This window comes from Thalassobacter sp. HA4-2, from assembly GCF_055693705.1.
Window position 1 is genome coordinate 21,625 of sequence record NZ_JBVFUK010000003.1, and the last position, 12,888, is coordinate 34,512.

At 54.9% G+C, this 12,888-nt stretch carries 11 protein-coding genes; 10 read left to right on the forward strand and 1 reads right to left on the reverse strand.

Annotation, left to right across the window (positions count from 1 at the left end):
• Position 1 precedes the first annotated feature (1 nt).
• The 4 genes from ACZ1G0_RS15945 to ACZ1G0_RS15960 are packed head-to-tail and all read left to right on the forward strand — an operon-like array spanning position 2 to position 2,689.
• Positions 2–988 (forward strand): ATPase, T2SS/T4P/T4SS family, encoded by a 987-nt coding sequence (locus ACZ1G0_RS15945; RefSeq protein WP_472737921.1) that lies wholly within the window; start codon positions 2–4, stop codon positions 986–988.
• Positions 985–1,179: a DUF4177 domain-containing protein gene (locus ACZ1G0_RS15950; RefSeq protein ID WP_472737922.1), complete on the forward strand. Its 195-nt coding sequence runs from the start codon at positions 985–987 to the stop codon at positions 1,177–1,179. Before ACZ1G0_RS15945 ends, ACZ1G0_RS15950 begins: the two co-directional genes overlap by 4 nt.
• A gap of 43 nt (positions 1,180–1,222) precedes the next feature.
• Positions 1,223–1,600, forward strand: a complete 378-nt coding sequence (locus ACZ1G0_RS15955) for a hypothetical protein (protein WP_472737923.1) — start codon at positions 1,223–1,225, stop codon at positions 1,598–1,600.
• Positions 1,601–1,612: 12 nt separating this feature from the next.
• A complete protein-coding gene (locus tag ACZ1G0_RS15960; RefSeq protein ID WP_472737924.1) occupies positions 1,613–2,689 on the forward strand; it encodes a TrbL/VirB6 family protein in 1,077 nt (358 codons plus the stop codon).
• A gap of 167 nt (positions 2,690–2,856) precedes the next feature.
• Here the strand turns inward: ACZ1G0_RS15960 and ACZ1G0_RS15965 are convergent, their stop codons facing one another.
• Positions 2,857–4,047 (reverse strand): cysteine desulfurase family protein, encoded by a 1,191-nt coding sequence (locus ACZ1G0_RS15965; RefSeq protein WP_472737925.1) that lies wholly within the window; start codon positions 4,045–4,047, stop codon positions 2,857–2,859.
• A gap of 116 nt (positions 4,048–4,163) precedes the next feature.
• On the opposite strand from ACZ1G0_RS15965, the gene ACZ1G0_RS15970 reads away from it, so the two are divergent.
• The 6 genes from ACZ1G0_RS15970 to ACZ1G0_RS15995 all read left to right on the forward strand — a co-directional run bounded on the left by ACZ1G0_RS15970 (position 4,164) and on the right by ACZ1G0_RS15995 (position 12,829).
• Positions 4,164–5,165 (forward strand): DUF4007 family protein, encoded by a 1,002-nt coding sequence (locus ACZ1G0_RS15970; protein ID WP_472737926.1) that lies wholly within the window; start codon positions 4,164–4,166, stop codon positions 5,163–5,165.
• A 2-nt stretch (positions 5,166–5,167) separates the two neighbouring features.
• Positions 5,168–5,515: a P-loop NTPase family protein gene (locus ACZ1G0_RS15975; protein WP_472737928.1), complete on the forward strand. Its 348-nt coding sequence runs from the start codon at positions 5,168–5,170 to the stop codon at positions 5,513–5,515.
• Positions 5,516–5,532: 17 nt separating this feature from the next.
• Positions 5,533–8,553 carry a hypothetical protein gene (locus ACZ1G0_RS15980; RefSeq protein WP_472737929.1) on the forward strand — a complete coding sequence of 1,007 codons (3,021 nt, stop codon included), beginning with the start codon at positions 5,533–5,535 and terminating at the stop codon, positions 8,551–8,553.
• On the forward strand, positions 8,553–9,392 hold the full coding sequence (locus ACZ1G0_RS15985) for a phosphoadenosine phosphosulfate reductase domain-containing protein (protein ID WP_472737930.1): 840 nt from the start codon (positions 8,553–8,555) through the stop codon (positions 9,390–9,392). Before ACZ1G0_RS15980 ends, ACZ1G0_RS15985 begins: the two co-directional genes overlap by 1 nt.
• 270 nt (positions 9,393–9,662) lie before the next feature.
• The gene (locus ACZ1G0_RS15990) at positions 9,663–11,306 is read left to right on the forward strand and encodes a hypothetical protein (RefSeq protein WP_472737931.1); all 1,644 of its coding nucleotides are present in this window, start codon (positions 9,663–9,665) and stop codon (positions 11,304–11,306) included.
• Positions 11,303–12,829, forward strand: a complete 1,527-nt coding sequence (locus tag ACZ1G0_RS15995; RefSeq protein WP_472737932.1) for a hypothetical protein — start codon at positions 11,303–11,305, stop codon at positions 12,827–12,829. Before ACZ1G0_RS15990 ends, ACZ1G0_RS15995 begins: the two co-directional genes overlap by 4 nt.
• Positions 12,830–12,888: the final 59 nt, after the last annotated feature.

Here is a 12,888-nt window from a genome sequence, read left to right on the forward strand (position 1 = left end):
CATGTCTCTGAGCTATCTCCAGACCTCGCTTGATCGGATTGAAGCCGCCGCCCGCGACGATGTCATCGAGATCTGCATCAATCCCGATGGCACCTGCTGGGGAGAATTCCAGGGCGATCATTTCATGCGAAAGCTGGACCAGGCGTTGACTGCAACCGAAGTGAAAGACCTCGGCAACCAGATCGCCTCCTCCGCCAATACCACGATGAGCAAGGACCGCCCCATCGTCTCGGTCTCAATCACCTACAAGGGGCGGCCGATCCGGGCGCAGGTCATCACACCACCTGCCGTGCTTTCCGCCATGTCCATCAGCCTGCGGTTCTTCTCGAGCCTGCCGCTCGACGGCATCGCGCTCGATTTCCTCTATGGCAAGGAACGCAAACTCGAGGAACTGCGCCTCGAGAAAACCCGGGAACTGCGCGAGGTCGTGGCCGCTGGTGTGATCGACGATGCCCTCGCCTTCTGTGTCGACAACAAGCTTAACATGATCGTTTCCGGGGGCACCTCCACTGGCAAGACCGTGGCTGCGCGCAAGATCCTCTCGCACGTGCCATCCGAGGAACGCATCGTCACCATCGAGGAAGCCGCCGAGCTTCTACCGACCCAGCCCAATGCCGTGACCCTCATCGCCAATCGTGACGCGGAATTCCAGACAGCCGACGTGCTGCTCACCGCAACGCTGCGCATGCGCCCCGACCGGATCATCCTCGGCGAGGTGCGCGGCAAGGAAGCCATGACTTTCCTCGAGGCGATCAACACCGGCCATGGCGGGTCCATGACCACGCTGCACGCAGAAACCCCCCAACTTGCCGTCCAACGCCTCGCGATCGCAGCACTCAAGACCGAAATCCCGATGACCTATGCCGACATGATCCAGTACATCGAGAACTCCATCGACGTGATCATCCAGGCCGGCCGCCATGACGGCAAACGCGGTATCACAGAATTCTACCTCCCCGGCATGGGCCAGATTGGAGCTTCCCAATGAAGACCTTTGAATATGACATCCTCAATTTCCCCATGACCCGCAAGACCAGTCTCGCCGACATGCAGGATTGCCTGAATGCGAAGGGGGCCGAAGGCTGGGAGGTCGTGTCGATCAGCTCTTCGGAGTTCGCCAATGTCGGGCACACGGTCTTCCTGAAGCGGGAAACCACAACCATCGGAGCCACGGCATGAGGCAGGCGCCGAATCCCCTTTGCTGGCCGCGCTGGCCCTAAACTTGGGCCTCGGCCTGATTGCTGCCCCCGCCTTCGCTGAGCGCAATCTGGTGCCAACCCTCGATCGCAACTTTGACTTCTGTGCGGACCGGCCCGCCGAGCCCGTCTGGATGCAAGAAATCCCCCTGCGCCAAGCCTATCAGCGCGTGTTGGTTCAAGACATCTACCGCGCCCAGAATCTCGAGCGCATCGTTGAGACCGAAAGCTGCGAATGTGAAATCCGCTTCCCATCTTGGGACGCGGCAGAGGCGGTGTTTCGTGAGCTCTACGCCAGTGATGAACGCTGGGAAATGCTGGAAGCTTCGGACGCCTACAATCGGCGCGCCAACGACGTTCGCCTTGAGGCCAAAGCCATCTGCGAAGCCGCGGGCAATTGGTAGGGCAACCCCGTTATGAGCGTCGTCACCTACTTCGTTGAAACCTCCCAGGGCTATCTCGACACCGCCGCAGAAACCCAGTTCGGGTCGGTCGCGGCAACGGTCGGCACGCTTCTCGTCCTGGGAACAACGCTCGTGGTGATCCTCGTCTTCCTGAACATGATCTACCAATACAAGGCGATGGACGGCCGCACGGCCTTCTGGCTCGCGGTCAAGATCGGGTTGATTGGAATATTCGCGACCAACTGGGTGCAGTTCAACGCCCTCTCCTCCGCCATCCTGGCTGGCATCGACAGCATTGCGGGGGCGCTCGTGGCTTCGGTCGGTGGTGGAATTCCCGGCCCTTCTGGTACCTTCGCGGAAGAATTTGACCGATTGATCGCTGAACTCGGCGACTACCTCAATGCAGCCGGATCAGAACTGAACTGGATGGCCGGCGCCATGCTCGACATTGTCGGGGTCCTCTTGCTCTCGATACTCGGCGGGCTGGCCGCCTTCATCCTCGTGGCCTCCCGCCTGATGATCGCACTTCTAATCGGGATCGCGCCGGTGATGATCTTCCTCACCCTCTTCGAGGTGACTAAAGATTACTTCGCACGCTGGCTGTCGGCACTGGTTTCCTTCGCGCTCTACCCCATCGTCGTGGCCGGCGTATTCGCGACGATTACCGGCGTTTCCTCCGCTCTGATAGGCGAGCTTGGCGACCCGGAAGGGGCTTCCAACATCGGCGCGCTCATCCCCTTCTTCATGATGGTCCTCATGGCCAAGGGCTTCATCATTGCTACACCCTTCATCGTGCGCGCGATCTCCGGCAACATCATGATGCCCGCACTCTCCGGAGGTCTCGGCGGCGGCTACAGCTTCGCCCGCGCCGCCATGGGCAGCCAGCAAGCCTACAACCGCTACTTAATCGGTGGCGCAAGTGGTGCGGAATTTGCCGCCCTTAGAGCGCGGCAGTTCTTTGGTGTGCAGCAGATGCCAGTGCGGCAAGGCATGGGACAGACAGGTCAGGCAAGCGGCACAGGTTCACCGGGGGCCGGATCCCAGATGCTGGCGCAACTTGCACGTCTGGGAAGGCTGGGGCGGAGATGACTGCGCACAATTGGAACTCAGCAACCGAAGAAAAATTTTCACCTAAAGACATGCTGGTATTTATTCGCGAAGAAGACCATTTCTTTTGATTTCGTGAGAATACTCGGTCTCGTTCGAGATTGACCTTTTGTAACACTCATAACGCGCCACAAGCCCTCTGTGAGAGCCTAAACAACTTCCAATAGACCGCTACCAATCAAATCAAGAACCGCCTCTTTAATCAGATCCGTCGCTTCACTCACATCATCAAGCGTCGTGTCCTTCCCAAGACTAAAGCGCACCGATGACGAGGCGCGCTCGTCATCGAGTCCGATGGCGCGAAGCACATGGGAAGGCTCCGATATCCCGCTTGTGCAGGCGGAGCCTGTCGAGGCAGAAATTTTGGGCTGCAGTCGGCTGAGGAGATCAGCAGCCGATACTCCTTCAAAGCCAACATTGAGGTTTCCAGGATGCTTGCGCTCTGTTTCAAGCGGCCCATTCACCCAAATGCGGCAGGGAAGGCTTTGTAGCTGCTTAAGGAATGAACCGCGTATGTCGGCCAATTGCTCTCGGCGATGATCGCCTTCCTCTGAGGCTGCGATACGTGCAGCAGCGCCAAAGCCGACGCAAAGCGCTGCTGGAAGCGTGCCCGACCGCAAGCCATTTTGCTGGCCGCCGCCAAGGATTCTAGGCTGCATCAAAGGTTGAAGGTCTCGCCGAGCAAAAAGCGCGCCGATGCCAGAAGGGCCATACATCTTGTGACTCGACAAACTGACAAGATCGGCGTGATCAGCAAGCCGCGACACATCCATCGCACTTGGCGCTTGCGCCGCATCGCAATGAAAGTACGCACCGGAAGCTCCCACGATGCGAGAGATTCTCTCAATATCCTGAATCGTGCCAATTTCATTATTGGCACCCATTACAGAGACAAGAAAGACATCGTCAGCAATGGAATTCTCTAGGGCATCAAGATCAAGTGCGCCCTGTGTATCCACAGGTAAATGCTCAATAGAGAACCCATATTCCGCTGAAAGTGCCCGCCCAATTTCCAGGACGCATTTGTGCTCAATGGAGCTCAGGAGAATCCGCCGCCGCTTGCTCGCTAAACCTTCTCGGGCTAAGCCGAGCAGAGCGAGGTTGTTGGCCTCCGTTGCCCCGGATGTGAAGATGATCTCGTCAGGGTCAGCGCCTATAAGCCTCGCGACCTCCGAAGCAGCACGTTGAACAGCTTGAGAAGCGCGCCAACCAACGGCATGATCACTCGAATGTGGGTTGCCGAAGCGGCCTTCAAAATATGGCACCATCTCGGCAAAAACGGTCGAGTCGAGCGGACAGGTCGCCTGATGGTCCAGATATATCACACCGTCAATTTTCATAAACTTACCAGCACCTTATCGCAACCCGATTCTGAAATCTCGCTCTGACGGCAGGTCAGAGACTTTCTGGGGATATCCCCAGGAACAAGTTTGACCCTACCATATCTTGTGGGTTAGTGTCGAGCTGGATCAATCTTCCAGGACGAGATTCAATGCCACGAGGACCTATCTACAGCGACGACTATAGACCACAATTTTCGGGTCACGAGACCTTCCCGCTCCGCTACGGATGGCTGAAGAAGGCATACGATGCGGTCTATGAGCGCGAAGATGGTCCGGACGGTAAGCTCGCCTTCACGCGTGATGATTCTATAGCGCGATTCGGGGTCGGCAAGAACATGGTTTCATCGATGCGCCATTGGGCAACGGCGTCCGGTATTATCGAAGATGGAGAGGGCGCCAACGCGCTTGTAACAACAAGTCTCGGCCGACAGCTATTCGGAATAAGCGGACTTGATCGATACGTAGAACACCCTGCTACGCTTTGGCTAATTCATTGGAATCTTGCGGGCCGCCCTGAAAAAACAACTTGGTATTGGAGTTTTAATAATTTTCCCGGCGTTACGTTTGAGCGCGAACAACTCGTTCGCGCATTGGAGAAGGTGGCCAAGGATCGTGAATGGCCGCGCGTTTCTGCTACGACCGTACGCCGTGATGTCGAGTGCTTCCTGCGAACCTACGTGGCGAAAGCTGCGTCCGGCGCGGCATCGCCTGAAGACTCTTTGGAGTCTCCGCTTGCGGAGCTCGGTCTCATTAAAGCGGTTGGTCGCCGCGACGGCTTTAGGTTCGTGCGAGGGCCAAAGTCATCTTTGGGGAATGGGGTCTTCCTCTATGCCTTGATTGATTTCTGGAAAAACTACTCGTCTGCACAGACTCTCTCTTTCGAAGCTGTGGCGCACGAGCCGGGCTCGCCGGGGCGCGTATTCTTGCTTGATGAAAATGACGTTGCTGATCGGCTTCTGATGCTTGAGGACTTTACGAAAGGCTCGTTCAGGTGGTCGGAAACAGCAGGCCTCAAGCAGGTCATCCGTGATGTTGCATTGGATATGGAAGCAGCGCTCATTTACGCGATGTGTGATTACAAGAAAAAAACTATCGAGAGTAGAGAGGCGGCCTAATCATGCTTTCCGAGACCGTGAACATTGGGCGCCGGTTCCAAAGATCGATCAAAATTGATAGCGATTACAATGACCTCAACGCTCTTGAGGGATTTGTCTGCCCAAAATCGTCAGTCGATGTTCTTCAGGCGGTGGCACACCATCTCTCCGATACAGGGCATGGAGCGTTTACCTGGACGGGCCCTTACGGCAGCGGAAAGTCGAGTCTTGTCATAGCGATGAGTGCATTGCTTGGAGGCGATGATGAGTTTCGCTCGAAGGCCGAGGCGGCCATCGGTCGCAAGGCTGCGGATGCAATTCTCGAAGCTCTCCCCCGAAATCGAAAGGCTGGCAGGTTTTGCCGGTTGTAGGCAAGCGTGCGAACGCGGTGGACATCATTGGGCGTGCCATTGAAGAGGCCGGGCTGGGTGACAGTCCTGAAACGGGAAAATGGACGGATGATGCTGTCGTTGCCACGCTTACGGCTTCTGCAGAAAAGGCACCGCGTAGCCATGGCGGTGTTGTTCTATTCATCGATGAGATGGGTAAGTTTCTAGAAGCCGCAGCTCAAGACGGCACCGATGTCTATATCTTTCAGCTCCTCGCAGAAGCTGCCTCACGTAGTAAAGGGCGCTTGATCGTCATTGGTATTCTGCATCAGGCTTTCGAGGACTATGCCAACCGGCTGTCGCGCGAAATGCGCGACGAGTGGTCGAAGATTCAAGGCCGCTTTATCGATCTCGCCGTGAATGCCGCAGGAGAAGAGCAAATCGAGCTCATCTCTCGTGCAATTGAGAACGGGCGCGCGCTAACGAAACCTGGTTCACTCTCGGTGACGGTTGCCGACGAGATTAAGCGTCAACGACCGGCGGCGTCACGGCACCTCTCCGAAACGCTTGAGGGATGCTGGCCGCTTCATCCCGTTGTGGCCTGTCTTCTTGGCCCGATCTCCCGGCGACGCTTCGGCCAAAACCAGCGCAGTATCTTCGGCTTCCTCAATTCAGCAGAGCCGCACGGTTTTCAGGATTTCATCCGTCATAATGACGCGGGCGTCTTATATGAGCCGGACCGGTTATGGGATTACCTTCGGGTTAATCTAGAGCCTTCTATTCTCGCGTCTCCGGACGGTCATCGCTGGGCAATGGCTGCCGAGGCGGTAGAGCGCTGTGAAGCTTTGGGGGGAAGCGAGTTTCACATTCGCCTTTTAAAGACAATCGCGCTGATTGACCTCTTCAAAGAACGTTCAGGGCTCACGCCCACTGACAGCTTGCTATCCGCCTGTCTGCCGGAGGCATCGAAAAAGACGGTGAAGGATGCACTCGGGCAGCTCAAGAAGTGGTCTCTTGTGATCTTCCGGAAGTTCGCCGACGCCTACGCAATTTATGCTGGCAGCGATTTCGACATTGATCGCGCAATTGAGGATGCCCTGCAGCGCGTTCGAGAGGTTGATTTCGCAGCGCTCAAAAAGCTGGCAGGACTCCAGCCCATCCTTGCTAAACGGCACTACCATGATACCGGCGCCCTACGCTGGTTTGATGTCGAAGTAGCACCTTTGAATGGCCTGATCGAACGCGCCGCAGCTTACGTTCCCAAGTCAGGAACAATTGGTGCCTTCCTTCTTGCGATCCCCACGGAAGGTGAAAGCCAAGAAATCGCCGAGAAATTGTGCCGTGAGGCGGCGCGTGAATCCAAGGACTGGGATGTTGTCGCTGGCCTGTCGCAGCGCGCATGGGTGATCGTCGATCTCGCAAGAGAGCTTATCGCGCTCAGTGAAGTACAAGAAGAGCATCCTGACCTCGCTGGCGATACCGTTGCGCAGCGCGAAGTGCAGGCGAGAAGAACGGCTCTTCAAGGTCAGCTCGAAGAAGAGCTTAGGGCAGCCTTTGACCATGCGACCTGGTACCTGAAGAACCACAAGCCGCAGAAATGGGATCAGGCCGAAATCAACAATGCCGCCTCTGATTTGGCCGCCAAGCGCTTCCCGCTCTCGCCAAAGGTCAACAATGAGCTTCTTAACCGCATCAAGCCGTCGAGTAACGCCGTAGCCGCCCAGAATGCGCTATTACGCGCGATGGTCGGCCGAGAAGGTGATGAGTGCCTTGGCATAGAGGGGTATCCTGCTGAAGGCGGCCTATTTGCTTCGATCCTAGAAGCGACCGGATTGTACGGAAAGGTAAATGGCGCCTGGCAATTCCGCGCGCCGTCGAAAAAACGCGATCCGAGCAATCTTAATCCGCTTTGGGAAGCCGCCTCAGAGCACTTGAGAGAGGCAAAGGACAGAACGGTTACCGTATCGGAGCTCTACGATCTCTGGGGTAAGCCGCCCTTCGGCCTAAAAGAAGGGCTAAAGCCAGTTATGATCGTGGCCTTTATCCTCACACAAAGAGAAAACGTCGCCCTGTACCGCGCGGGTATCTTCCAAGCGCGGTTTAAGGATATCGATGTTGAAATCCTCGCCAAAGATGCTGGCGAGATACAGCTCCGGTGGATGGACCTTTCCGATCTATCTCGTAGGTTGCTATCGAGCATGGCCGAAGTCGTGCGCGATCTCGATGCCTCAAACAACCTGGCACATCTCGCGCCTATCGACGTCGCCCGCGGACTCATTGCTATATTCGACAAGCTGCACCCTTGGACAAAGCGGACCATGCAGTTGTCCTCTAACGCAACGCGGGTGCGCGATCTGTTCAAGCACGCAAACGATCCGAACAAGTTCTTGTTCGACGACATTCCTACCGCGTTCGGCGGGCGCGGCGCACTCGACGAGGACAACAATCTCCAGAGTATCGTTAAGGATGTGCGCGAAGGGCTAGAAGAGCTTGTCGCCTCATACCCGTCGATGCTGCGACGTCTGCATGATCTCATGCTGGCCGAGCTTCAGGTGCCTAACGCCTCACCGCAGGCTCTCGGAGAGCTGCGCGCACGGGCAGAGAACATTCGTGAGATCGGTGGCGACTTCCGTCTGAATGCCTTCATTGGAAGGCTTTCTCAGTTTGAAGGGACAGAACAAGACCTAGAAGGCATTGCAAGTTTGGCTGCAAATAAGCCGCCGCGTGACTGGACCGATCCCGACCTCGATCGCGCTTCCGTCGAGCTTGCAGACTTTTCGCAGAGATTTATTCGGGCGGAGAACTTCGCGCGGGTGAAAGGCCGGAGCGATAAGCGGAGCTCCATGGCGGTCGTTGTTGGTTTAAACGGCCGTCCGGCTCCCGTGCACGCCGAGTTTGAAGTTTCAGAAGGCGAGCGAAAAAAGGTCGAAGAAATAATCAAAAGACTTGAAGATGTCATCGATGTCGAGACCCCAAAGAACCGCCATCTGCTTCTTGCAGCACTCGCCGAGTTGAGTTGCCGCTACATGAGTGACGAAGAAATTGATGGCAACAAAATGGAAGTGGAACGAGTAGTATAATGAGTGACGCCGAAGAAAAGCATGTTTTGGGCGTATCGGGTGGCAAGGACAGCGCTGCTCTCGCAGTTTATATGCGCCAGCACCACCCAGAGCTTGATATTGATTATTTCTTTACCGATACGGGCAAAGAACTTCCAGAAGTCTACGAATTCCTTGGGCGCCTCGAAGGTTTTCTTGGGAAGTCCATTTTGAGACTAAATCCTGACAGAGACTTCGACTTCTGGCTCAAACAGTACAATAATTTCCTGCCGTCACCGCAAACGCGTTGGTGCACGAGGCAACTTAAGCTTAGACCATTCGAGCACTGGCTCAAACCAATGCTGGAAGAAGGAAAAAAGGTTTACAGCTACGTCGCTATTCGCGGGGACGAGGAGTACCGGGAAGGTTACAGCTCCAAGCATGAAAACCTAAAGATCGTACTGCCGTTCAAAGACGATGGCATTGATAAGCCAGGTGTTCATGAAATCCTTGAATCATCAGGCTTAGGTCTACCCAAATACTATGATTGGCGCTCGCGTAGCGGCTGCACGTTCTGTTTTTACCAGCAGAAGATCGAGTGGGTCCGCTTGAAAGAGCAGCATCCAGAAGCCTTTGAGGAAGCAAAGGCCTATGAGAAAAGCGCCGTAGAGAATGGCTCACCTTTCACTTGGAGCCAAGGAGAGTCACTTGATGAGCTGACAGAGCCTGAACGCGTAAGGCAGATCAAAGAAGACTATGAGAAGCGGCTTGAACGGGCGAAAGCCAAAAGGCAGCAGAACCCCCTGCGCGATGAACCGGATAGTCTGGACATAGATGAGCTGTACGGTCAGGCGAAGGGTTGTCTTGCCTGCCATAAATAATTGATTTTAGATAATAAAAGTGACAGGGTCGATGCCGCGTTCACAATAAAGATGAGCGATAGGGAGGGCGAGTAGCGGACTATGACGCACACAAACAAATTTGTAGATTTCTTGCGCCATTACGGTCCGATTTCTGCAACGGACAACATGTATGACGAGCTCATCCAAGCTGAGATTGATCGGAAAGGCATAGTGCCCCCAATCCAGATAACGCCGTCCAAACTTCCAGCAATACTTGAGAACTTTCGGTCAAGCGTGCCTAGGTCAGTGGTGCTCACCGGGACTGCTGGCGATGGGAAGACCTACCACTGCCGACGCGTGTTTGAAGAATTCGCTGATAACCCGCAGGAATGGCAAAAGGGGGAAAAGATTGTTTCCCTGCCACTTTCTGGGTCAGGAAAAACACTTCGTATTGTCAAAGACCTCAGCGAAGTGACGTCAACCGAAAAAAACGATCTTCTACCCGGTTTCATGGATGCGATTGGCGACCAAAACTCTCCTAATGTTTATTTGGTAGCCGCGAACGATGGGCAGCTGCTTGCGTCCTTGCGCGATTGGGCCGAGGCAAATGGTGAAGAGGCCTTCCGCACATTTGTCTCGATTGAGTCCATGCTTGTGACGGACAAGACCACCCGAGATGATCTTTCGCTCGACCTCTATAATCTGTCGCGCCTTGACGCAGCCAAGCATTTTCTTGCCATCATCGAACAGATTGTTGAGCACCCTCAGTGGGATAACTGCTCAGGGTGCGAGCTGCTTGATGCCGATGGAAACACAAGCTGCCCGATCCGTATCAACCGGGATAGATTGCGCGCAAAGGACGGAGAGTCCCTTTTCCAGACGCGCCTCTCTCAGCTTCTCAGCCTTGCGCGGGCCAATCGCACGCACTTGCCCATCCGCGACCTTCTGCTCCTTAGTGTAAACATTCTGCTCGGTGACCGGATGTCATCAAGCCTGCTGACGTGCCGAAAAGCCAAGAACCGTGCCGAGACGGACAACTACCGGATGACAAATCCCTACACGAATGTTTTTGGCGCTAATCTTCCCGAGAGACAACGTCAGCAATACCAGGCATTTACGGCGCTAGAGGGCTTCGGTGTCGGACGAGAGACCGACAACCAAATCGATAACCTCCTTATCTATGGACGCTATAATAACGAAACAATCTTTGCTACGCACATCGGGAGTGATCACTTCTACGGCGCAGATGCTTACGCCCCCTTTCTCAGGGACTATCTCGAAGGCGAGCGAGAAAACATCACTGAGTTCATGAGAGCCTTGGCGAGGCAGCGCCAGAGACTATTTTTTACACTTCCGGATGAAGGTGAGTTGAAGCCCTGGTCATTAAGTGTCTACCGCTCAGCTGATCTGTTCTTGGAATTTGGCCGGAGACTAACTGATAAGGTCGACATCTCTCGCATTTCTGAACTCTTGGTGCGGGGGCTCAACCGCACATTCTGCGGTATGATGATCGACGACGGCACCAAGCTCTATCTATCCTCATCCGGCGGGGATGGACGTGGGCGCATAGCATCGATCCTTGCACACGAGCTGAGCGCGAGCCCGCAGCGACGTGATCCGTACGTTCGCTTTGCACTTGCGTCAGATGACTTCACTCCGATTGTGCAAGTTATCGATCCAGCCGGAGGGCCTGAGACAGTCGTCGACCAGCTCGAACTACAACTTACACATTTTGAATACCTGATCCGCGTCGCACGCGGCAGCCTGCCCGCGAGCTTCTCTCGTCAGTGCTATGAGGACTTTTTGGATTTCAAGCTTCGGCTGATCGAGCGGCTCGACCAAATAATGGGTGCGCAGCCTGTGCAAGGGGAAGTGAGCCTTCGCGCCATTACCGTCGACCCAAGGGGGCGGCCGCAACCCGACAATATTCGCGTTCGTGTAGGTGACGCATGACACGACTTGATACTCCAACACAGTACAAAGGCATTAAAGTCTGGGTTGACGAGGCGATCTGGGGACATCGTTTCTATAACGATCAGACCCCTTGGCTTGTTTTTCTGGAGTTCCTGTCCGTCTTTCGTTCCCGTGATCAAGTTCAGCACGGTCTAGCAGAGGTTCGAAATGAAGGCGCGCACGAGCAGTTCACCTATGACACGCCGAGGCTGATACCCTTGCGTGAGTTAATCTTCAGCAACCCCCATATCCAGCATATTGATGCAAGTGAAAAGCTGGACGGTGAGAAATGGGACGCCTGGCTTAAGCAATTCGAGAGCGATCAAAGTTTCGCTTTTTTACGAGACCGATGTGGCGAGTTTTCTGAGCTCGCAAGGATTGTCGAACTCTTCCAAAACACCGCTGTTGAACCACACAGGCAACGGAGATGGACTAGCCGCTTTTTGTTCCCTTACGGCCCCTATTGCCTTTACGCTGACTTGCCAAACAATCCCAATAGTAGTCCTGATAGACGCTTTTTCGCGCGTGGCGGGGAACTTTTGTACTTGATGCTCTCCCGCAGTGGCGAAGGCCCCGAAATCGCCAAATTGATTGGCGAGAAGATTTTACGAAGCGATAATTCCTGGAACCGCGTCGCTAAGGCACTACTCCCCGACGACCATCGGATCGATGCCAACTCCGTTACGGGAGGTATAGGCTATCTGCCATTTGCTCAGCGCGATGAATATAAAGAGCTTGCAAAGACATGGCGTCAGCTTCTTAGCCTTGATCTTCCAGGTAATGCAGTCATCGACCCCTTGGTACGCCTTTCTGCGCTGCACATGCTCATCTACATGCTGCGTAGATCAATCGAAGAAACTGGTGATCAAGGCGAGCCCAGGTTTGTCCTTGAAATTCCAGCACCCAAAAAGACAACTCTATTCGAGATTTCAGCCGAGAACCTGCGCGCCAACCGCATGCTCACAAATCGAGCCGTTCGCGCGTACATAGACAGCGCGAAGAACGACCCTGATTGGGAAGAAGCCTTGCAGAAGCGCGCGCCTGCTGACGCCGTTAGAGAGTACCTAACTGAGCGTTTTCAATGGGACCCGGAAGATGGTCCGGCCTCGGGCGACCCAGAGACGATCTTCAATGCCTTGAGAAGCTACGCTGAGAAACGTCATTCACAACACGTTTCAAAGGTGCATTTGGAATGGATGCGTCAGATCGGACTTGCTGTTTCTCGCCGAGGTGTGGGGACCTGGTACGCGCCCAATGATTCCCTCATCAAAGCGTTGGTTATGTGTACAGTTGATGGTGAGCGAGAAGAGTATCATCGCTTTCTCGCCAAGCTTTACGACAGGTTTCGGATCGTAATCGCAGCTCCTGAAGCTGAAAAGGCTTACGGTCAGCTTCCGACGGATCAGTATGCGTTTTCACAGAACGCGCAGCGTCTCGAACAACGCCTTAGGACGTTGGGCTTGCTTCGGCGCCTGTCAGATGACTGCGCATATGTCGAAAACCCGTTCAGGAGGCCACTATGACTAGGACCGAACTAATCGCGGCCGTGGCAACCGCCTCATTGAAAGAGCAGTTGTCCGGG

What these genes read in the sequence shown, in the direction of transcription:
- ACZ1G0_RS15995 (WP_472737932.1), top strand. Translation starts at nt 11,303, where the DNA reads ATGACACGACTTGATACTCCAACACAGTACAAAGGCATTAAAGTCTGG.
- ACZ1G0_RS15960 (WP_472737924.1), top strand. Translation starts at nt 1,613, where the DNA reads ATGAGCGTCGTCACCTACTTCGTTGAAACCTCCCAGGGCTATCTCGAC.
- ACZ1G0_RS15950 (WP_472737922.1), top strand. Translation starts at nt 985, where the DNA reads ATGAAGACCTTTGAATATGACATCCTCAATTTCCCCATGACCCGCAAG.
- ACZ1G0_RS15965 (WP_472737925.1), bottom strand. Translation starts at nt 4,047, where the DNA reads ATGAAAATTGACGGTGTGATATATCTGGACCATCAGGCGACCTGTCCG.
- ACZ1G0_RS15945 (WP_472737921.1), top strand. Translation starts at nt 2, where the DNA reads ATGTCTCTGAGCTATCTCCAGACCTCGCTTGATCGGATTGAAGCCGCC.
- ACZ1G0_RS15975 (WP_472737928.1), top strand. Translation starts at nt 5,168, where the DNA reads ATGCTTTCCGAGACCGTGAACATTGGGCGCCGGTTCCAAAGATCGATC.
- ACZ1G0_RS15985 (WP_472737930.1), top strand. Translation starts at nt 8,553, where the DNA reads ATGAGTGACGCCGAAGAAAAGCATGTTTTGGGCGTATCGGGTGGCAAG.